Source organism: Streptomyces sp. Pv4-95 (assembly GCF_045782725.1).
In the GTDB taxonomy this organism is placed as follows: domain Bacteria; phylum Actinomycetota; class Actinomycetes; order Streptomycetales; family Streptomycetaceae; genus Streptomyces.
In genome coordinates this window covers 6,860,582-6,880,359 of the sequence record NZ_CP127172.1, presented here as the reverse complement: position 1 = coordinate 6,880,359, position 19,778 = coordinate 6,860,582, and the positions used below count along the sequence as shown (strand labels likewise).

The following is a 19,778-nucleotide window of genomic DNA, read 5'->3' as shown; positions in this document are numbered from 1 at the left end:
GCACAGAGAGCGACGAATTCTCGTCTCCGCCTCAGGCAGTTCGCCGCAACAGCGCCAGATACATCGCGTCCGTGCCGTGCAGATGCGGCCAGAGCTGCACGTCCGGCCCGTCGCCGAGGGCCGGCACATCCGGCATCAGCGGCCGCGCGTCGATCCACTCGACCTCCACGGCCGGACCGCCCCGCCCCTTGATGACGTCCTCCACCACGGCCCGCGTCTCCGCCGGGTGCGGCGAGCACGTCGCATAGCCGACCACGCCGCCCACCCGCACCGCCGCCAGCGCCTGCCGCAGCAGCTCGCGCTGGAGCGGCGCGAAGCCGTCCAGGTCCTCGGGGCGGCGGCGCCAACGGGCCTCCGGCCTGCGGCGCAGCGCACCCAGACCGGTGCACGGCACATCCACGAGCACCCTGTCGAAGGCGCCGGGCCGCCACGACGGACGCGTGCCGTCGGCGGCGATGACCTGGTACGGACCGGGATTGCCTTCGAGCGCCTTGGCCACCAGGCGGGCACGGTGCGGCTGCTTCTCCGAGGCCAGCAGCGCGGCACCGCGCTGCGCGGCGAGCGCGGCCAGCAGCGCGGCCTTGCCGCCGGGGCCCGCGCAGCCGTCCAGCCAGGCCCGGTCGCGGCCCTCGACGGGCGCGTTCGCCAGCGCGATCGCGACGAGCTGACTGCCCTCGTCCTGCACGCCGGCACGCCCCTCGCGGACGGCGTCCAGCGCTCCCGGCTCGCCGCCCTCCGCGAGCCGCACCGCGTACGGGGACCACCGTCCCGGCAGCGCGCTGTCCTCGCCGACGGTGTCCAGCAGCTCCTCTGCGGTCGCCCGGCCCGGACGCGCCACCAGGGTCACCTCGGGGCGTTCGTTGTCCGCCTCCAGCAGGTCCTCGATGCCCGCACGCCCCCCGCCGAGGGCATCCCACAGGGCCGAGACGATCCAGCGGGGGTGCGCGTGCACGATGCCGAGGTGATCCTCGGGATCCGCGTCGTAATCGGGGGCGACCCGCTCCAGCCAGCCGTCCAGGTCGTGCGCCGCCACCTTGCGCAGTACGGCGTTGACGAACTTCGCCCGCCCGTCGCCCAGCACCACCCGCGCCAGCTCGACGCTCGCGCTGACGGCGGCGTGCGTCGGGATACGGGTCCCGAGCAGCTGATGCGCGCCGAGTGTCAGCACGTCGAGCACCGGCGGGTCCACCTCGCGCAGCGGCCGGTCCACGCACTGCGCGATGATCGCGTCGTACGTCCCCTGGCGGCGCAGCGTTCCGTAGACCAGCTCCGTCGCCAGCGCCGCGTCCCGGTTGTCGAAGTCGTCCTTCTCCCGTGCCTTGCGCAGCAGGGGCGGGAGCACGAGGTTCGCGTACGCGTCCCGCTCGTCCACGGCCCGCAGTGCCTCGAACGCGAGGATCCTGACCGGGTCCTTCTGCGGGCGGCGATAGGGCTTGCTGGGGCGACGACGCGGCTGCTCAGTCACAGAAAAGGTGCTCCGGATACGAGAGGAGAGGTGCGTCCCCAGCCTACGCGGAGGCCCGCGAGGGCACGCGCCGGGACGGGGCGCTGCGGGTAGCTGCCTCCCCCACCCGGCCCGGCGCAACCGATCCGGGCAGATCCGGAGATTGGTGTCCGGCCGGGCGCGGCTGCACGAAGCGGGGGCAGGAGGGAGCGGCATCCGGTGCGGGCCACCGCCGTGCCGGAACCGGTCGTCCGCGACCCACCCTGCCGGCCGCCGTCGACGTCAGTCCCCCAGGTGTTCCCCGGCCTCGATCCGCACCCCGCGCGCCCAATCGGCGCCCTTCATCGGCTTCTTGCCCTGCGGCTGCACCCAGACGAGCTCGACCGCGTGGCTCCCCGTACCGACGTACACCGCCCGCTTGGTCACCGCGAGTTCACCGGGCGCGAGGCTCAACTCCGCGTGCTGCGCGGCCGAGGTGGCCGTCATCAGCTTCAGGCGCTCGCCGCGGAAGACCGTCCACGCGCCGGGCGCGGGAGCGCAGCCGCGGATCACCCGGTCGACGCGCAGGGCCGGCGCCGTCCAGTCCACCTTGGCATCCTCCACCTCGATCTTCGGCGCGAGCGAGAGGCCCTCGGCCGGCTGCGGCACGGCGCGCAGGGTGCCGTCCTCGATGCCGTCCATCGTCGCTGCCAGCAGCCCGGAGCCGGCGAACGCCAGGCGCGTCAGCAGGTCCCCGCTGGTGTCCGTGGGCCGGACCTCTTCGGTCAACACGCCGTAGACGGGGCCGGAGTCCAGCCCCTCCTCGATCTGGAACGTGGAGGCGCCGGTCACCTCGTCGCCGGCCAGCACCGCGTGCTGGACGGGCGCCGCGCCGCGCCACGCGGGGAGCAGCGAGAAGTGCAGATTGACCCACCCCTTCGCGGGAATGTCGAGCGCGGCCTTCGGCAGCAGCGCTCCGTAGGCGACCACCGGACAGCAGTCCGGCGCGATCTCCCGCAGCCTGGCCAGGAAGTCCTCGTCCCGCGGCTTGGCGGGCTTGAGCACCTCGATGCCCGCCTCCTCCGCACGCTCAGCCACGGGGCTGGCGACCAGCCGCCGGCCACGCCCCGCGGGGGCGTCCGGCCTGGTCACAACGGCCACGACGTCGTGCCTGTCCGAGGCGAGCAGGGCATCGAGGGCGGGTACGGCGACCTCGGGGGTGCCGGCGAAGACGAGCCTCATGGGTGGCGCACTACCTCTCACACGCAACGGAACGACGCACCAGTCTATGGGGCGCGGCCCCGACGGCCGGTCGGTGACTCCCACCTCCGCGCAAGGGGGCGTGCGGTCCTGCCCGCGCCCCGCATGGAAGCTCGTACGCCCCCATACCGTGACCAGAGCCGCTGCTGCCGCGTTGGTCAAACAGCATTGACCTTGATCGGGCGGTTTCACGGCCCGGTCTCCATCACCCTTCCTTTCCACGCCGGTTCGAGAGGCTTGCTCATGGCCGACCACGCAACCCACGACGCCCAGGCGCGCGCCAGCCTGCATCTCCTGGTGCGGGACATCGAGCGGGTCCGCCGGCAGGTGGACGCGCTGCGCACCCTGACCGCTCAGCTCGGCAACGTCTACCGGCCGCGGCGGACGGGTCCCTCCGCGGGGTTCGTCGTCTACGGACGCGCGCCCGCACCGACCGTGCGCCTTGCCCAGGAGCTGCGGGACAGCGTCGAAACACTCGTCACGGCAGCGGTCGACTTCGACCGTTCGCTGGGCTTCTCGTGGGACGCGGTGGGTTCTGCGCTCGGCGTCACCAAGCAGGCGGTGCACCGCCGCTACGGCGCCCGTCGCGCCGCCGCCCAACCCGCCGTAGACGGCGGCGAATCGGCAGTCCGTTCGTCCGAGACGCCCGCACCCCGCGCAGTGACCGTGGCCGCGGGCATGCCCGGCGCGCCGGCCGGCCCCGCCCGCTCCCTGCCCGCCCAGCCGTCCGTGTCCACCAGGGAAGACGCCCGTTCCGGTGCCTTCCCCGGGCCCCGCAACGGCTGACGCCGACACCGACGCCGGGGAGCAGCACTCCCCCGACGCTCGCCAACGCCCCGGGACCGCCCGCCGACACCGGTCCCGGGGCGGCGCCATATCCGCAAGAGGCTCGGCGTCCTGAGGCGGCGATTCCCCTGGAGGCGGTGATTTCCCTGTACGAGTGACAGCTCGACGCCTTCCTCGTACGGGAGATGGGTGGCGAGGTCTGCCAACTCCCGTGGAGCGGTGGTCAATCCGTTCTCGTACGGATCGAATGACGGCCGCTCGACGCAGGGCTGCGAGCCCGATGCGTCGCAGCCCTGCACGCGGCCACAGCCGTCAGCCACCGCCGAGCGCAGCATTCGACGGTCACCTCGCAACGAACAACGGCCGGCGACCGAGGCGGATCCTCCCCCGTGCCCGCCCCGCCTTCAGCCGAGGTCAGGCGGGTCGATCCGTACCCGCACGGGCTCCCCCTCGCGCTTCACCAGCCGCGTGGCACGCGCGGCCTTGAGTGCCGCGGCGAGGGCGGCACCCTGCCCCGGGCGAACCCGGACGAGAGCGCGCTCCCACACTTCCCCCGGCGGCGGATCGCCCGGCCTGCGGGGACGGCCCGGGTCGGGAACCGGCAGCGGCACCGGGCCCAACACCTCGGCGCCCTGCGGGAGTTCCGCCGCCCTCAGCAGCTCGACGACATCGTCGCCGCGACCGGCCACCGAGGCCATCCTCGACACCGGCGGAAAACCCAGCTCGGCCCGCTCGGCCAGCTCACGCACCGCATGCCCGGCCGGATCCCAGCGCACCAGGGCCTGCACGGGACGCAGGGTCGCCTCCGCGATGACGGCGACCGTGCCGCCTTCGGACTGGCCACGGACCAGCGCGGCGGCGCTCAGCCAGCGGCGCAGCGCCTCCTCCCCCGCCCGGAGGTCCGGCCGCCCGAGCAGCGCCCAGCCGTCCAGCAGCAGTGCCGCCGCATACCCGGCGCCCTCGGCCACCGGCTCAGCGCCCGGCGTGCTCACCACGAGGGCGGGCGCAGCGGGCACCGACGTCAGTACGTGGTCGCGGCCCGAGGTGCGCACCGGGACGGCGGGGAACGCGCGCCCCAACTCCTCCGCCGTCCGCCGCGCCCCCACGATCTGGGCCCGCAGCCGGGCGCCACCACAGTCCGGGCAGTGCCAGTCGGGCTCGGCGCGACCGCACCAGGCACACGCCAGCTCTCCGGCGTCCTGCGACTCCAGGGGCCCGGCGCAGGCCCGGCAGCGGGCCGGGGCCCGGCACCGTTCGCACGCCAGCCGGGGGGCGTACCCGCGGCGCGGGACCTGGACGAGCACCGGTCCGCGCTGCAGCCCCTCCCGCACCACCTGCCATGCCATCGTCGGCAGCCTGGCGGCCCGGGCCGCGGCGTCCCGCGCCTCGTCTGCATCGCCGACCGTACGCACCATCGGGGCCGCGGCCCGCACCTGCTCCCGTTCCGCGGCCAAGGGGCGCGCCCAGCCGGTCTCGACGAGCTGGGCCGCCTCGACCGTGCAACTCAGGCCACCCAGCAGGAATCCGGCGCGCTCGTTGACCGACCGCTGGATCAGCACCTCGCGGGCGTGCGGCTGCGGGGCGTGCGGGTCGCTGTGGCTGGCGTCGCCGTCGTCCCACAGGGCGACCAGGCCGAGGTCGGCCACCGGTGCGAACATCGCGGCGCGCGTGCCGATCACCGCACGTACGGAGCCGCGGCTGACCGCGAGCCACCGGCGGTAGCGCTCCTCGGGGCCGGAATCGGCGGTGAGCAGCACATGCCTGCCCTCCCCGATCAGCTCGCCGAGCGCCGCGTCGACCCGCGCCGCGGCCCGCCCGTCGGGCACCACGACCAGCGCGCCACGCCCCGAGGCCAAGGCCGCGGCCACCGCCCGCGCCAGCTCCTGCGGCCAGGTCGGGCCGGGCAGTGCCGTCCATACGGCGCGCGGCGCGTCTCCCCGCGCCAGCGCCGTCAGAAAACCGGCCCCCGCCGCGTATCGCTCCCAACTGCCGGGTTCCGGTGGCTCATTGGGAGGCAGCGGGGCGGGCGACGGCTTGGCCTCCGCGCGCGCCCGACGGGGTGGCACCGCCAGCTGGACCACATCGGCGAGGGTGCCGGCATACCGGTCCGCGACGGACCGGCACAATGCCAGCAGTTCGGGCGTCAGCACCCGCTCGGTCGACAGCACCTGCGCGAGGGGGGCGAGCACCCCGCGGTAGTCGCTCTCCGCGGCCCGCTCCACGATGAACCCGCTGACCAGCTTGCCGCCCTCGCGGCGGCCGCCCTTCTCCCCCGCCCCGAACCGCACCCGCACCCGCACCCCGGGCTGGGCCTCGGCGTCCATGGCGGCGGGGACCGCGTAGTCGAAATAGCGGTCGAGGTGCACCAGCCCCTTGTCCACCAGCACCCGCGCCACCGGCAGCCCGGCGGCGAGCTCCGCACCTCGCCAGGTCCGCGGCTTCGCCCGCTCCGCCTTGGTCTCACGCACGGTCTCCCGGATGAGGGCCAGTTGCTCGCCCCCGCCCGACTCCGCCCCCGCCTCCGGTCGCCCGTTCTGCCTGCTCACAGCATCAGTCCTACCAGACGCCTATGACAACGCCGGGCCACGCTCCACAGCCTGGACGCCCCCCGCACATCACCGCACGCGGTCGCCCACCGCCCCGAAGGCCGGCACACCGATGCGGCAGCCGCGGCGACCGCCGCACCGGGCCCGGCCTCACGTCGTCCACGGCACGGCCCTCGGGGAAGTGATTCGACTGCGGCCTCCCCACAACAACCGCCCGAACCACCTTCAGACAACTGCCGGAGAGCAGGGCTCGCGCCGCATGCTCCACAGCGCCGGCCCGCCCCGGGCAGTCGCATCTCCTTGCGCACAGTGAAGCCGAAGTGCCCGTAGAAGGGGAGGTTCGACGGTTTGGAGGACTCCAGAAGGACGGGCAGGCCCGCCGCATCGGCCCTGGCCAGACCCGAGCGAAGCAGGGCGGCCCCATGCCCCTGTCCCTGGGCGGCCGGATCGGCGCCGGTCACCGCCAGGTGCCGGGGGGATTCCTGCGGAGCGTGCTCAGCCGCCGCCTCGACCGCGTCACGGAACAGCAGCGCACGGTCCCCGAGGATGTCCTTGAGCTCCTGGACGGTCGGTCTCCGCGTCGGGAACAGCCTTGGCCCGCCCCTCCGGGGGTACCCAGAAGGCGGCAGCGGCCTCGATGCGCTCGCGCACTCCGTGGTGGGCGTACTGCCGGCTGAAGAGCGTGGTGAAGTACCGGACCGGCCCAGCCCCGCGAAAGGCGGCGTCGGAGAACCAGCGCATCATCGGGTCGTCGTCGAAGGCGCGGGCCAGGGTACGGCTGACCAGGTAAGCGTCGTCGACCGTCGCTTCCTTCGGAGTGTCCGGTATCGGCATGCCGATCATTCTGCCGCTGTTGATCTCCGACGGGCGGTCGGTCCACTCGCCGCGGGCATGGGAGCGGCGCCATGGAGGACCGCACCCCCGGCAGCAAAAACCCACGGCCCGGACCGATCGGTCCGGGCCGTGGGGTATGCCGTACGGCAGGGCGTGCCTAGAGGCCGGCGGCCTTCTGCAGCGCCTCGACGCGGTCGGTGCGCTCCCAGGTGAAGTCCTCCAGCTCACGGCCGAAGTGGCCGTAGGCGGCGGTCTGGGAGTAGATCGGGCGGAGCAGGTCGAGGTCGCGGATGATCGCGGCCGGACGGAGGTCGAAGACCTCGCCGATGGCCTGCTCGATCTTGTCCGTGTCGACCGTGGCCGTGCCGAAGGTCTCGACGAACAGGCCGACGGGCTCCGCCTTGCCGATCGCGTAGGCCACCTGGACCTCGCAACGGGAGGCCAGGCCGGCCGCGACGACGTTCTTGGCGACCCAGCGCATGGCGTACGCGGCCGAGCGGTCGACCTTGGACGGGTCCTTACCGGAGAAGGCGCCGCCACCGTGACGGGCCATGCCGCCGTAGGTGTCGATGATGATCTTGCGGCCGGTCAGACCGGCGTCGCCCATCGGGCCGCCGATCTCGAAGCGGCCGGTCGGGTTCACCAGCAGGCGGTAGCCGTCGGTGTCCAGCTTGATGCCGTCCTCGACGAGCTGGTTGAGCACGTGCTCGACGACGAACTCGCGGATGTCCGGAGCGAGCAGCGAGTCCAGGTCGATGTCCGAGGCGTGCTGCGAGGAGACCACGACGGTGTCCAGGCGCACGGCCTTGTGACCGTCGTACTCGATGGTGACCTGGGTCTTGCCGTCGGGGCGCAGGTAGGGGATGGTCCCGTTCTTGCGCACCTCGGACAGGCGGGTGGACAGGCGGTGCGCGAGATTGATCGGGAGCGGCATCAGCTCCGGGGTCTCGTCGCAGGCGTACCCGAACATCAGGCCCTGGTCGCCGGCGCCCTGCTTGTCCAGCTCGTCCTCGTCACCCTCGACCCGCTTCTCGTACGCGGTGTCGACGCCCTGGGCGATGTCCGGGGACTGCGAGCCGATGGAGACCGAGACACCACAGGAAGCGCCGTCGAAGCCCTTCTTGGACGAGTCGTAGCCGATGTCGAGAATCTTGTTGCGCACAAGATTCGGGATGTCGGCATACGCCTTCGTCGTCACCTCGCCGGCCACATGCACCAGGCCGGTGGTGATCAACGTCTCCACGGCGACCCGGGATGTCGGGTCCTCCTTGAGGAGAGCGTCGAGAATCGTGTCGCTGATCTGGTCAGCGATCTTGTCGGGGTGGCCCTCGGTGACGGACTCCGAGGTGAACAGGCGGCGGGACACATCGCTCCCTGGGGTTGCAGCGGCTGCTGGCTGATCATTGGCGGAAGGGCCGAGAGCTGCGCTCGGCCCGATCCACGGCCAGTTTATCGGTCGTAGGTGACGTTGGGGCACGCAGTCTCGATTTATGGACCCCCGTGACCTGGGACACCATGGCTCACGGTAGGACGATCACCTTGAGAATCGGTTGGGTCAAGGGGGCGCACCGGCAGTCGTGCGGTGAATACGGCGTAACGGGGGACTCAGGGACAGGGCTCGGCGAATCGCGCCGCCACCAGGTCCCACACGGTTTCGGCCAGCGCTTCCTTGGGCCCGTACGGCACCGGGGTCTCGCTCCCGTCGGCGGCGAGGACAACTGCCTCGTTCTCCGCGGAGCCGAAGGCCTTGTGCTCCCCGACCTCGTTGACGACCAGCAGGTCACAGCCCTTTCGGGCGAGCTTGGCGCGTCCGTTGTCAAGGACATTGTCGGTCTCGGCGGCGAAGCCGACCACGAGCTGGCCCGGTCGGGCGCGCTCGGCGGAGATCTCCGCGAGGATGTCCGGATTACGGACCAGGGTGACCGGATCCGGCTCCTGGCCGTCCCGCTTCTTGATCTTGCCGGTGGCGTAGGCGGCCGGCCGGAAATCGGCGACCGCGGCCGCCATGACCACCGCGTCGGCGTCCGCCGCGGCCTTCAGCACGGCCTCGCGGAGCTGGACGGCCGTGCCGACGCGCACCACATCGACCCCGGCGGGATCAGGCAGCTCGGTGTTGCCCGCGACGAGCGTGACTCGGGCGCCGCGGGCCGCCGCGATCCCGGCGAGGGCGTAGCCCTGCTTGCCCGAGGAACGGTTGCCCAGGTAGCGCACCGGGTCCAGCGGCTCGCGGGTGCCACCGGCGCTGATCACGACATGGCGGCCGGCCAGGTCCTGCGTCAGCGTCCGCGCGCCCCGGGCCAGCACCCGGCGGCAGAGCTCGAAGATCTCGACCGGGTCGGGGAAGCGGCCCTTGCCGGTGTCCACACCGGTCAGCCGGCCGATCGCGGGCTCGATGACGACGGCGCCGCGGCGGCGCAGGGTGGCGACGTTCTCCTGCGTGGCGGGGTGCTCCCACATCTCGGTGTGCATCGCCGGGGCGAAGACCACCGGACAGCGCGCGGTGAGCAGCGTGTTCGTCAGCAGATCGTCGGCGAGTCCGTGGGCGGCCTTGGCCAGCAGGTCCGCGGTGGCGGGGGCCACCACGACGAGGTCGGCCGCCTGGCCGATGCGGACGTGCGGGACCTCGTGGACGGATTCCCAGACCTCGGTGGAGGCCGGGTTGCCGGACAGCGCCGACCAGGTGGCCTCGCCGACGAAATGCAGCGACGCGGCGGTCGGCACCACCCGTACGTCGTGGCCGGACTCGGTCAGCCGCCGCAGCAGCTCGCACGCCTTGTACGCGGCGATCCCACCGCTGACCCCCAGGACGACCTTGGGCTTGTCCCGCTCCCGCATGTCCATCGCTTCGCTGCTCCCCGAGCTAGGTCCGTCCGTACGGTGACATACCAAGGGCCCGGCAGACGCTCCCCCAGCTGGACGCTGACAGGTGCCCCCACCGGGCCCTCGGTGTGCAGATGGTGCTGCTTACTGAGCCGGGCCCTCGATGGCCTCGGAGGTCAGCAGACCCGCGTTGATCTCGCGGAGCGCGATCGACAGGGGCTTCTCGTGGACGTGCGTGTCGACGAGCGGGCCGACGTACTCGAGCAGGCCCTCGCCGAGCTGCGAGTAGTACGCGTTGATCTGACGCGCGCGCTTGGCGGCGTAGATCACAAGGCTGTACTTCGAGTCGGTGGCCTCGAGAAGCTCATCAATTGGCGGGTTGATGATGCCCTCGGGTGCGGTCATGGAAGAGGACACTCTCTACCTTCCGAAGGGGGATGAAGCGGGTGCAACGCAAAAATCTTGGGCGGTCTGGAGGCCCGCGGGGTCAGCCGCTGTTCTTCTGGTCCCCAGGTCGACGCAGCATCAAGGCTAGCAGCTCACGGCTGACGTCCTCGACGGAGGTGTTGACAAGGGTCACATCGAACTCCTTCTCCGCGGCCAGCTCGACCCGCGCGGCCGCCAGGCGGCGCTCGATGACCTCGGGGGCCTCGGTGCCCCGCCCGGTGAGCCGGCGGACCAGCTCGTCCCAGCTCGGCGGGGCCAGGAAGACCAGCTCCGCCTCCGGCATGGACTCGCGGACCTGGCGGGCGCCCTGCAGATCGATCTCCAGCAGGACCGGCTCCCCGGCCTCCAGGTGGTCCAGGACCGCCTGGCGCGGGGTGCCGTAGCGGTTGCCCGCGAACTCCGCCCACTCCAGCAGCTCACCGTTGGCGATGAGCTTGTCGAATTCCTCGTCCTCGACGAAGAAATAGTGGATGCCGTGCCGTTCCCCGGGGCGCGGCTTGCGGGTGGTGGCCGAAACCGAGAGCCAGACCTCGGGGTGGACTTTGCGCAGATGAGCGACGACCGTGCTCTTGCCGACCCCCGAGGGGCCGGAGAGCACGGTCAGTCGCGGACGAGCGTCCGGGGGCGCGGGGGTCGTCCCCCGGGATGTTGCAGCCATGGGGCGATTATTCCAGCTTCCCGGTGGTCCCGGGAAACTCAGGAAGCCGGGCTGCCGAACTCGCGCTCCAGCGACGCGATCTGGTTGGAGCCAAGACCCCGTACGCGGCGGCTCTCGGAGATCCCGAGCCTCTCCATGATCTGCTTGGCGCGGACCTTGCCGACGCCGGGCAGGGACTCCAGCAGGGCGGAGACCTTCATCTTGCCGATGACGTCGTTCTCCTGCCCCTGCTTGATGACCTCATGGAGGGATGCGCCGGAGTGCTTGAGCCGATTCTTGACCTCGGCGCGCTCCCGGCGAGCCGCGGCGGCCTTCTCGAGCGCGGCTGCGCGCTGTTCAGGGGTAAGGGGCGGAAGAGCCACGCCTACGTCACCTCGGATGTCGAACTGTCGGATACGGACCGGTGTGGAACCTAGTCGCCCCGCACCTGCGGAGCAACGAGCAACGCGCTTACGTGCAGTGCTCTCGACGGAGACTAGCGGCCGACGGCGCCAGAGTCAGCGAGAACAGACGAAAAGTCCTGGTCAGACTCTGCTGACCAGGACAATTCGGGACCAAACTCACCGCTGAGGGACCGCCGCGTGCACTTCGTCGGCGAACTTCGCCGCGGCCGCGCGCAGTGCGGCGATGTCCGGGCCGTGCCGGAGGACCCCTCGACTGACGCTCGGAACGACGTTGCGGACCGCATCTCCGAAGACGGCGGGGAGGTCGGCGGGGGTGGCGCCCTGGGCGCCGATTCCGGGCGCGAGGAGCGGACCGTTGATCGCCAGGTCGAACGACGAGAGATCGCCGAGCGTGGCACCGACCACCGCGCCGAAGGATCCCAGCGGCTCGGCGCCGGCGTTCTCGGCCGCGAGATGGCCGAGCATCGTGGCGGCGACGGAGGAGCCGTCGGCCCGTACGGCCCGCTGGACCTCCTGGCCCTCCTCGTTGGAGGTGAGGGCGAGCGTGAACAGACCGCAGCCGTGCTCGCGGGCGAGGTCCACGGCGGGGCACAGCGATCCGTAGCCCAGGTAGGGGCTGACCGTGACGGCGTCCGAGAACAGCGGGGAGGCCGGGTCGAGGTAGGTGGCGGCGTAGGCGGCCATGGTGGAGCCGATGTCGCCGCGCTTGGCGTCCATGACGACCAGCGCGCCGCGCTCCCGGGCCTCCTCTACCGCCGTCTCCAGGACGGCGACGCCCCGGGAGCCGAAACGCTCGAAGAAGGCGGACTGCGGCTTCAGGACGGCGACGCGGTCGGCCAGTGCCTCGACGACGGTGCGGGTGAACCGCGCCAGGCCCGCCACGTCGTCGTTCAGGCCCCAGTCGGCCAGCAGCGAGGCATGCGGGTCGATGCCGACGCAGAGCGGCCCGCGCTCGTCCATGGCGCGGCGCAGCCGGGCCCCGAAGGCCGGCGGGGACTGCCGCGATCCGGAGGGCGCCGTGGAGGGGCTGTGGTCGGGCGCGGAGCCGGCCGTCATGCGGTCACCTTCTTATGCTCGGCGCCGACGGCGTCGGCGAGGGTGGCGTACGGGCTGTTGCGCAGCCGGGCGGCCAGGCCCTTGTGCAGGGCGCGGCACCAGAAGGGGCCCTCGTAGATGAAGGCGCTGTAGCCCTGGACCAGGGTGGCACCGGCCAGGATGCGCTGCCAGGCGTCCTCGGCGGTTTCGATGCCGCCGACCCCGATGAGGGTGATCCGGTCGCCCACACGGGCGTACAGGCGGCGCAGCACCTCCAGGGAGCGCTCCTTGACGGGTGCGCCGGACAGGCCGCCGGTCTCGGCCACCAGGGCCGGGTCGGAGGTCAGGCCGAGACCGTCGCGGGCGATGGTGGTGTTGGTGGCGATGATGCCGTCGAGGCCGAGTTCGACGGCGAGGTCGGCGACGGCGTCGACGTCCGCGTCGGCGAGGTCCGGGGCGATCTTGACCAGCAGCGGGACCCGGCGGTCGGTGACCGTGCGGTCGGCGGCCTCGCGGACGGCGGTCAGCAGCGGGCGCAGGTGGTCGACGGCCTGGAGGTTGCGCAGCCCCGGGGTGTTCGGGGAGGAGACGTTGACGACCAGGTAGTCGGCGTGGGCGGCGAGCCGCTCGGTGGAGGTGACGTAGTCGCCGACCGCCTCCTCCTCCGGAACGATCTTGGTCTTGCCGATGTTGACCCCGACGGTGGCCTTGAAGACCGGGTTGCGGGCCGCCAGACGGGCCGCCACGGCCGCGGAGCCCTCGTTGTTGAAGCCCATCCGGTTGATGAGCGCGCGGTCCGGCACCAGCCGGAACAGGCGCTTCTTGGGATTGCCGGGCTGCGGGTGGGCGGTGACGGTGCCGATCTCGACGTGGTCGAAGCCGAGCATCGTCATGCCGTCGATGGCGACCGCGTTCTTGTCGAAGCCGGCGGCCAGGCCGAAGGGGCCGTGCATCCGCAGGCCCAGGGCCTCGGTGCGCAGCTCCTTGTGGCGGGGCGCGAGAGCGGCCGCGACGAAGGTGCGCAGGACCGGGACGCGGGCGGCGCGGCGGATCCAGGCGAAGGCCAGGTGGTGGGCCTGCTCGGGGTCCATCCGATGGAAGAAGAGCTTGAAGAACAGCTGATACATGGCGTGCCTTCCACGCGAGAGAGCGGGCGCGAGGGGGTGCGGGACGGGGCGGTCCCGGAAGGGAGCCCGGACACCGGAGAACCGGGCGGGGGCCATGAAGAGGGGGACACCGGAACCGGTGTCCCCCTCGTGCGCCTTACTCCTCGCGGGCGGCGGTGAGATGTTGTGCGTGTTCCTGGAGGGAACGCACACCCACATCGCCGCGGGACACGGCCTCGATGCCCTGGACGGCGGCGGCCAGCGCCTGGACCGTCGTCAGGCAGGGGATTCCGCGGGCCACCGAGGCGGTACGGATGTCGTAGCCGTCCAGTCGGCCGCCGGTGCCGTACGGGGTGTTGACGATCAGGTCGACCTGGCCGTCGTGGATCAGCTGGACGATGGTCTTCTCGCCGTTCGGGCCCTCGCCCTCGGACTGCTTGCGCACCACGGTGGTGTTGATGCCGTTGCGGCGCAGCACCTCGGCGGTGCCGGAGGTGGCCAGCAGCTCGAAGCCGTGCGCGACCAGCTCACGGGCCGGGAAGATCATCGAGCGCTTGTCGCGGTTGGCGACGGAGACGAAGGCGCGGCCCTTGGTGGGCAGCGCTCCGTAGGCGCCGGCCTGGGACTTGGCGTAGGCGGTGCCGAAGACCGAGTCGATGCCCATGACCTCGCCGGTGGAGCGCATCTCCGGGCCGAGGATGGTGTCCACGCCGCGTCCGGACGCGTCACGGAACCGCGACCAGGGCATGACGGCTTCCTTGACCGAGATCGGCGCGTCCAGCGGCAGGGTGCCGCCGTCCCCGGTCGCCGGGAGCATGCCCTCGGCGCGCAGTTCGGCGACGGTGGCGCCCAGCGAGATCCGCGCGGCGGCCTTGGCCAGCGGCACCGCGGTGGCCTTCGAGGTGAAGGGCACGGTGCGCGAGGCGCGCGGGTTGGCCTCCAGGACGTAGAGGATGTCCCCGGCCATCGCGAACTGGATGTTGATCAGGCCGCGGACGCCGACGCCCTTGGCGATGGCCTCCGTGGAGGCGCGCAGCCGCTTGATGTCGAAGCCGCCCAGGGTGATGGGGGGCAGCGCGCAGGCGGAGTCGCCGGAGTGGATGCCGGCTTCCTCGATGTGCTCCATGACGCCGCCGAGGTAGAGCTCGGTGCCGTCGTAGAGGGCGTCGACGTCGATCTCGATGGCGTCGTCGAGGAACCGGTCGATGAGAACCGGGTGCTGGTCGATCAGTCCGGCGTGGCGGGTGAGGTACTCGCCCAGCGACGGCTCGTCGTAGACGATCTCCATGCCGCGGCCGCCCAGGACGTACGAGGGGCGGACCATGACCGGGTAGCCGATCTCGGAGGCGATCTTCTTGGCCTCGTCGAACGAGAAGGCGGTGCCGTACTTGGGAGCGGGCAGACCGGCGTCGGTCAGCACCCGGCCGAAGGCGCCGCGCTCCTCGGCGAGGTCGATGGCCTCGGGCGAGGTGCCGACGATCGGCACGCCGTTGTCCTTGAGCGCCTGCGCCAGGCCCAGCGGGGTCTGGCCGCCGAGCTGGACGATGACACCGGCGACCGGTCCCGCCGCGGTCTCGGCGTGCACGATCTCCAGGACGTCCTCCAGGGTGAGCGGCTCGAAGTAGAGCCGGTCGGAGGTGTCGTAGTCGGTGGAGACGGTCTCGGGGTTGCAGTTGACCATCACGGTCTCGTAGCCGGCGTCGCTGAGCGCGAACGAGGCATGGACGCAGGAGTAGTCGAACTCGATGCCCTGGCCGATGCGGTTCGGGCCGGACCCGAGGATGATCACGGCCGGCTTCTCGCGCGGGGCGACCTCGGTCTCCTCGTCGTAGGACGAGTAGAAGTACGGCGTCTTGGCCGCGAACTCGGCGGCGCAGGTGTCGACGGTCTTGTAGACCGGGCGGACGCCCAGCGCGTGCCGGACCTCGCGGACGACGTCCTCGCGCAGACCGCGGATGGCACCGATCTGGGCGTCGGAGAAGCCGTGCCGCTTTGCTTCCGCAAGGATCTCCGGGTGGAGCTTCTCGGCGTCCGCGATCTCGTCCGCGATCTCCTTGACCAGGAAGAGCTGGTCGACGAACCACGGGTCGATCTTCGTGTGGTCGAAGATCTCCTGCTGGGTGGCGCCGGCCCGGATCGCCTGCATGACCGTGTTGATCCGGCCGTCGGTCGGCACCTGGGCGGTGCTCAGCAGCTCGGCCTTGTCGCCGGGGTCGCCCACGAAGTCGAACTGGCTGCCCTTCTTCTCCAGGGAGCGCAGCGCCTTGTTGAGCGCCTCGGGGAAGTTGCGGCCGATGGCCATGGCCTCGCCGACCGACTTCATGGTCGTGGTGAGGGTGGCGTCGGCGGCCGGGAACTTCTCGAAAGCGAACCGGGGAACCTTGACGACGACGTAGTCGAGGGTCGGCTCGAAGGAGGCCGGGGTCTTCTCGGTGATGTCGTTCGGGATCTCGTCGAGCGTGTAGCCCACCGCGAGCCGGGCCGCGATCTTGGCGATCGGGAAGCCGGTCGCCTTGGAGGCGAGCGCGGAGGACCGGGAGACCCGCGGGTTCATCTCGATGACGATGATCCGGCCGTCGTCGGGGTTGACGGCGAACTGGATGTTGCAGCCGCCGGTGTCGACGCCGACCTCGCGGATGATCGCGATGCCCACGTCCCGCAGCGTCTGGTACTCACGGTCGGTCAGCGTCATCGCCGGGGCGACGGTGATCGAGTCGCCGGTGTGCACGCCCATCGGGTCGAAGTTCTCGATGGAGCAGACGACCACGACGTTGTCGTTCTTGTCGCGCATCAGCTCCAGCTCGTACTCCTTCCAGCCGAGGATGGACTCCTCCAGGAGCACCTCGGTGGTCGGGGAGAGCGTCAGGCCCTGGCCGGCGATGCGGCGCAGCTCCTCCTCGTCGTGCGCGAAGCCGGAGCCCGCGCCGCCCATCGTGAAGGAGGGACGGACGACGACGGGGTAGCCGCCGAGTTCGTCGACACCCTTGAGGACGTCGTCCATGGAGTGGCAGATGTACGAGCGGGCGGACTCGCCGTGCCCGATCTTCTTCTTGACCTCTTCGACGACGCCCTTGAAGAGGTCGCGGTCCTCGCCCTTGTTGATCGCCTCGACGTTGGCGCCGATGAGCTCGACGCCGTACTTCTCCAGCACACCCTGCTCGTGCATGGAGATCGCGGTGTTCAGCGCGGTCTGGCCGCCCAGGGTCGGCAGCAGCGCGTCGGGGCGCTCCTTGGCGATGATCTTCTCGACGAACTCGGGGGTGATCGGCTCGACGTAGGTGGCGTCGGCGATCTCCGGGTCGGTCATGATCGTGGCCGGGTTGGAGTTGACCAGGATGACCCGCAGGCCCTCCGACTTCAGAACCCGGCAGGCCTGGGTCCCGGAGTAGTCGAACTCCGCGGCCTGGCCGATGACGATCGGGCCGGAGCCGATGACCAGGACGGACTGGATATCGGTGCGCTTAGGCACGCTGGCCCTCCATGAGAGAGACGAAGCGGTCGAACAGGTAGGCCGCGTCGTGCGGCCCCGCTGCGGCTTCGGGGTGGTACTGGACGCTGAAAGCCGGCTGGTCGAGGAGGTGCAGACCCTCCACCACGTTGTCGTTGAGGCAGACGTGGGAGACCTCGGCGCGGCCGAAGGGGGTGTCGGTGACCTTGTCGAGCGGGGCGTCGACGGCGAACCCGTGGTTGTGCGCGGTGACCTCGACCTTGCCGGTCGTACGGTCCTGCACCGGCTGGTTGATGCCGCGGTGGCCGTACTTGAGCTTGAAGGTGCCGAAGCCCAGGGCGCGGCCCAGGATCTGGTTGCCGAAGCAGATGCCGAACAGCGGCGTCTTGCGCTCCAGCACGCCCTGCATCACGGACACCGGGTGATCGGCGGTGGCCGGGTCGCCGGGGCCGTTGGAGAAGAACACGCCGTCGGGCCGGACGGCGTAGACGTCCTCGACGGTGGCCGTGGCGGGCAGCACGTGCACCTCGATGCCGCGCTCGGCCATGCGGTGCGGGGTCATGCCCTTGATGCCGAGGTCGATCGCCGCGACGGTGAACTTCTTCGTGCCGATGGCCGGCACGACGTAGGTCTCCTTGGTGGCGACCTGGGCGGAGAGGTCCGCGCCCTGCATCTCGGGGGCCTGGCGCACCTTGGCCAGCATCGTGCCCGCGTCGGGCAGCGCGTCGCCGGAGAAGATGCCGACGCGCATCGCGCCGCTCTCGCGCAGGTGGCGGGTCAGCGCCCGGGTGTCGACCCCGCTGATGCCGACGACGCCCTGGGCGACCAGCTCGTCGTCCAGGGTGCGGACCGAGCGCCAGTTGGAGGGGATACGGGCGGGGTCGCGCACGACGTAGCCCGAGACCCAGATCTTGCCGGACTCGTTGTCCTCGTCGTTCACGCCGGTGTTGCCGATGTGCGGGGCGGTCATGACGACGACCTGGCGGTGGTACGACGGGTCGGTCAGGGTCTCCTGGTAGCCGGTCATGCCGGTGGAGAACACCGCCTCGCCGAAGGTCTCCCCCACGGCCCCGTAGGCACGGCCGCGGAAGCTGCGGCCGTCCTCCAGGACGAGTACGGCGGGAACCTTCGCAGTTCCCCTGGTGGAGGTCGTCATCGTGCGCCTTCCGTTTCGGTGTGCTCGGTGGTGCTCTGTGTGGTGAGGGCCGCGACCCACGCCGGGTGCTCGGCGGCCCGGTCGGAGCGGAAACCGGAGTCGATCTCCTTGTTCCCGTGCTCCCAGGTGACGATCAGCAGGCCGCCCTCGGGCAGGACCTTGCCGGCGATGCCCTTGTCGAGCCGGGCGCCGCGCAGGGCGGCGGCCGGCACGAAGAAGTCCTGTGCGCCCGGCCGTACGACGTTCAGGCCCTGGTCGGTCAGGGTCAGTTCGACACGGCTGCGGGTACCCAGGCCGTGCGCGACGATGCGGTCGAGCCACTGACCCGCGGTGGTGGAGCCGTGGTAGCGGCCGCTCAGCGTCAGCCGCGGCTCGCCGGCCTCGGCGGGCGCGGCGGGCAGCTCGGGCACATCGCCCTGGAGCGTGCCGCGCCACTTCCAGCCCTCCCGCATCAGCCAGTAGACCAGCGCGATGAAGAGCAGCAGGCCGACGACCCAGCCGATCCGCGCGGCCCAGTCGGTGACCTCCGCGGACTTCTGCGCGGCGGCCAGAGGGATCAGATGAGGAGTCACGCCAGCTTCCCGTCGACGACCGTTGCCCGGCCCCGCAGGAAGGTGTGGGTGACGCGTCCCGGCAGCTCACGGCCCTCGTAGGGGGTGTTGCGGCTGCGGGAGGCGAAGCCTGCGGGGTCCACCACTCCACGGTAAGCGGAATCGTGCAGCGTGAGGTTGGCAGGCTCACCAGCCGAGATGGGACGGCCGTGGCCTTCGAGACGGCCGATGTGGGCGGGGCGGAAGGACATCCGGTCGGCGACGCCGGCCCAGTCCAGCAGCCCACTGTCGACCATCGTGTGCTGGACGACGGACAGCGCGGTCTCCAGGCCGACCATGCCCATGGCCGCAGCGCCCCACTCGCAGTCCTTGTCCTCGTGCGGGTGCGGCGCGTGGTCGGTGGCCACACAGTCGATCGTGCCGTCGGCGAGCGCCTCGCGCAGCGCGAGGACGTCGGCCTCGGTGCGCAGCGGCGGGTTCACCTTGTAGACGGGGTTGTAGGACCGTACGAGCTCGTCGGTGAGGAGGAGGTGGTGCGGGGTGACCTCGGCGGTGACGTTCCAGCCCTTGGACTTGGCCCAGCGGACCAGCTCTACGGAACCGGCGGTGGACAGGTGGCAGATGTGCACCCGGGAGCCGACGTGCGCGGCGAGCAGCACATCGCGGGCGATGATCGACTCCTCGGCGACCGCGGGCCAGCCGCCGAGACCCAGCTCGGCGGAGACGATGCCCTCGTTCATCTGGGCGCCTTCGGTGAGCCGCGGCTCCTGGGCGTGCTGGGCCACGACACCGTCGAAGGCCTTCACGTACTCCAGGGCACGGCGCATGATCACCGCGTCGTCCACGCACTTGCCGTCGTCGGAGAAGACCCGGACACCGGCCGCGGAGTCGTGCATCGCGCCCAGCTCCGCGAGCTTCTTGCCCTCCAGGCCGACGGTCACCGCGCCGACCGGCTGGACGTCGCAGTAGCCGGACTCCTTGCCCAACCGCCAGACCTGCTCGACGACGCCGGCGGTGTCGGCGACGGGGAAGGTGTTGGCCATGGCGTGCACGGCGGTGAAACCGCCGACCGCCGCGGCCTTGGTGCCCGTCAGCACCGTCTCGGAGTCCTCGCGGCCCGGCTCGCGCAGGTGGGTGTGCAGGTCGACGAGGCCCGGCAACAGGATCCGGCCGTCCGCCTCGATGACCCGGGCGCCCTCGGCGCTCAGTCCGGTGCCGACCTCGGCGATGGTCTCGCCGTCGATCAGCACGTCCTGCGGCTCGCCACCGAGGACCTTGGCCCCGCGAATAAGGATCTTGCTCAT

Annotated in this window: 15 protein-coding genes and 1 pseudogene; 1 reads left to right on the top strand and 15 read right to left on the bottom strand. The window is 71.6% G+C overall.

Going from position 1 to position 19,778, the window contains the following annotated elements; genetic code table 11:
• Positions 1 to 31: 31 nt before the first annotated feature.
• Positions 32 to 1,465, bottom strand: coding sequence for an RsmB/NOP family class I SAM-dependent RNA methyltransferase (locus QOM21_RS30180; protein WP_407554170.1), 1,434 nt, complete (start codon positions 1,463 to 1,465; stop codon positions 32 to 34).
• Positions 1,466 to 1,726: 261 nt separating this feature from the next.
• A complete protein-coding gene (gene fmt / locus QOM21_RS30175; RefSeq protein WP_407554169.1) occupies positions 1,727 to 2,665 on the bottom strand; it encodes a methionyl-tRNA formyltransferase in 939 nt (312 codons plus the stop codon).
• 261 nt (positions 2,666 to 2,926) lie between these two features.
• Between fmt and QOM21_RS30170 the strand changes: the two genes are divergently transcribed.
• Complete coding sequence (locus QOM21_RS30170; RefSeq protein ID WP_407554168.1) at positions 2,927 to 3,469, top strand: hypothetical protein; 543 nt, start codon at positions 2,927 to 2,929, stop codon at positions 3,467 to 3,469.
• A gap of 404 nt (positions 3,470 to 3,873) precedes the next feature.
• Here QOM21_RS30170 and QOM21_RS30165 read toward each other — a convergent pair whose 3' ends face one another.
• The 13 genes and pseudogenes from QOM21_RS30165 to QOM21_RS30105 all read right to left on the bottom strand — a co-directional run bounded on the left by QOM21_RS30165 (position 3,874) and on the right by QOM21_RS30105 (position 19,778).
• Positions 3,874 to 6,015, bottom strand: a complete 2,142-nt coding sequence (locus tag QOM21_RS30165; RefSeq protein WP_407554167.1) for a primosomal protein N' — start codon at positions 6,013 to 6,015, stop codon at positions 3,874 to 3,876.
• A 225-nt stretch (positions 6,016 to 6,240) separates the two neighbouring features.
• Positions 6,241 to 6,849: pseudogene (locus QOM21_RS30160) on the bottom strand (GNAT family N-acetyltransferase).
• A 157-nt stretch (positions 6,850 to 7,006) separates the two neighbouring features.
• On the bottom strand, positions 7,007 to 8,215 hold the full coding sequence (gene metK / locus QOM21_RS30155; RefSeq protein ID WP_393894193.1) for a methionine adenosyltransferase: 1,209 nt from the start codon (positions 8,213 to 8,215) through the stop codon (positions 7,007 to 7,009).
• A 239-nt stretch (positions 8,216 to 8,454) separates the two neighbouring features.
• Positions 8,455 to 9,690: a bifunctional phosphopantothenoylcysteine decarboxylase/phosphopantothenate--cysteine ligase CoaBC gene (gene coaBC / locus QOM21_RS30150; protein ID WP_407554166.1), complete on the bottom strand. Its 1,236-nt coding sequence runs from the start codon at positions 9,688 to 9,690 to the stop codon at positions 8,455 to 8,457.
• A 123-nt stretch (positions 9,691 to 9,813) separates the two neighbouring features.
• The gene (gene rpoZ, locus QOM21_RS30145) at positions 9,814 to 10,086 is read right to left on the bottom strand and encodes a DNA-directed RNA polymerase subunit omega (RefSeq protein ID WP_017242218.1); all 273 of its coding nucleotides are present in this window, start codon (positions 10,084 to 10,086) and stop codon (positions 9,814 to 9,816) included.
• Positions 10,087 to 10,156: 70 nt separating this feature from the next.
• Entirely contained in the window at positions 10,157 to 10,774 is a 618-nt protein-coding gene (gene gmk / locus QOM21_RS30140; protein WP_407554165.1) for a guanylate kinase, read from the bottom strand.
• 38 nt (positions 10,775 to 10,812) lie between these two features.
• Entirely contained in the window at positions 10,813 to 11,136 is a 324-nt protein-coding gene (locus QOM21_RS30135) for an integration host factor (protein ID WP_043263484.1), read from the bottom strand.
• Positions 11,137 to 11,334: 198 nt separating this feature from the next.
• Positions 11,335 to 12,234 carry an orotidine-5'-phosphate decarboxylase gene (pyrF, locus tag QOM21_RS30130; protein ID WP_407554164.1) on the bottom strand — a complete coding sequence of 300 codons (900 nt, stop codon included), beginning with the start codon at positions 12,232 to 12,234 and terminating at the stop codon, positions 11,335 to 11,337.
• Complete coding sequence (locus QOM21_RS30125) at positions 12,231 to 13,340, bottom strand: quinone-dependent dihydroorotate dehydrogenase (RefSeq protein WP_407554163.1); 1,110 nt, start codon at positions 13,338 to 13,340, stop codon at positions 12,231 to 12,233. The genes pyrF and QOM21_RS30125 overlap by 4 nt, the downstream gene beginning before the upstream one ends.
• Positions 13,341 to 13,476: 136 nt before the next feature.
• Positions 13,477 to 16,788, bottom strand: coding sequence for a carbamoyl-phosphate synthase large subunit (gene carB, locus QOM21_RS30120; protein WP_407554162.1), 3,312 nt, complete (start codon positions 16,786 to 16,788; stop codon positions 13,477 to 13,479).
• Positions 16,781 to 17,923, bottom strand: coding sequence for a glutamine-hydrolyzing carbamoyl-phosphate synthase small subunit (gene carA / locus QOM21_RS30115; RefSeq protein ID WP_407554161.1), 1,143 nt, complete (start codon positions 17,921 to 17,923; stop codon positions 16,781 to 16,783). The genes carB and carA overlap by 8 nt, the downstream gene beginning before the upstream one ends.
• On the bottom strand, positions 17,920 to 18,495 hold the full coding sequence (locus tag QOM21_RS30110; RefSeq protein WP_407554160.1) for a hypothetical protein: 576 nt from the start codon (positions 18,493 to 18,495) through the stop codon (positions 17,920 to 17,922). Before QOM21_RS30110 ends, carA begins: the two co-directional genes overlap by 4 nt.
• The gene (locus tag QOM21_RS30105; protein WP_407554159.1) at positions 18,492 to 19,778 is read right to left on the bottom strand and encodes a dihydroorotase; all 1,287 of its coding nucleotides are present in this window, start codon (positions 19,776 to 19,778) and stop codon (positions 18,492 to 18,494) included. The genes QOM21_RS30110 and QOM21_RS30105 overlap by 4 nt, the downstream gene beginning before the upstream one ends.

Coding starts and splice junctions, on each gene's coding strand:
- coaBC (WP_407554166.1), bottom strand. CDS start 9,690: ATGGACATGCGGGAGCGGGACAAGCCCAAGGTCGTCCTGGGGGTCAGC.
- QOM21_RS30125 (WP_407554163.1), bottom strand. CDS start 13,340: ATGTATCAGCTGTTCTTCAAGCTCTTCTTCCATCGGATGGACCCCGAG.
- fmt (WP_407554169.1), bottom strand. CDS start 2,665: ATGAGGCTCGTCTTCGCCGGCACCCCCGAGGTCGCCGTACCCGCCCTC.
- QOM21_RS30105 (WP_407554159.1), bottom strand. CDS start 19,778: ATGAGCAAGATCCTTATTCGCGGGGCCAAGGTCCTCGGTGGCGAGCCG.
- QOM21_RS30170 (WP_407554168.1), top strand. CDS start 2,927: ATGGCCGACCACGCAACCCACGACGCCCAGGCGCGCGCCAGCCTGCAT.
- carA (WP_407554161.1), bottom strand. CDS start 17,923: ATGACGACCTCCACCAGGGGAACTGCGAAGGTTCCCGCCGTACTCGTC.
- gmk (WP_407554165.1), bottom strand. CDS start 10,774: ATGGCTGCAACATCCCGGGGGACGACCCCCGCGCCCCCGGACGCTCGT.
- pyrF (WP_407554164.1), bottom strand. CDS start 12,234: ATGACGGCCGGCTCCGCGCCCGACCACAGCCCCTCCACGGCGCCCTCC.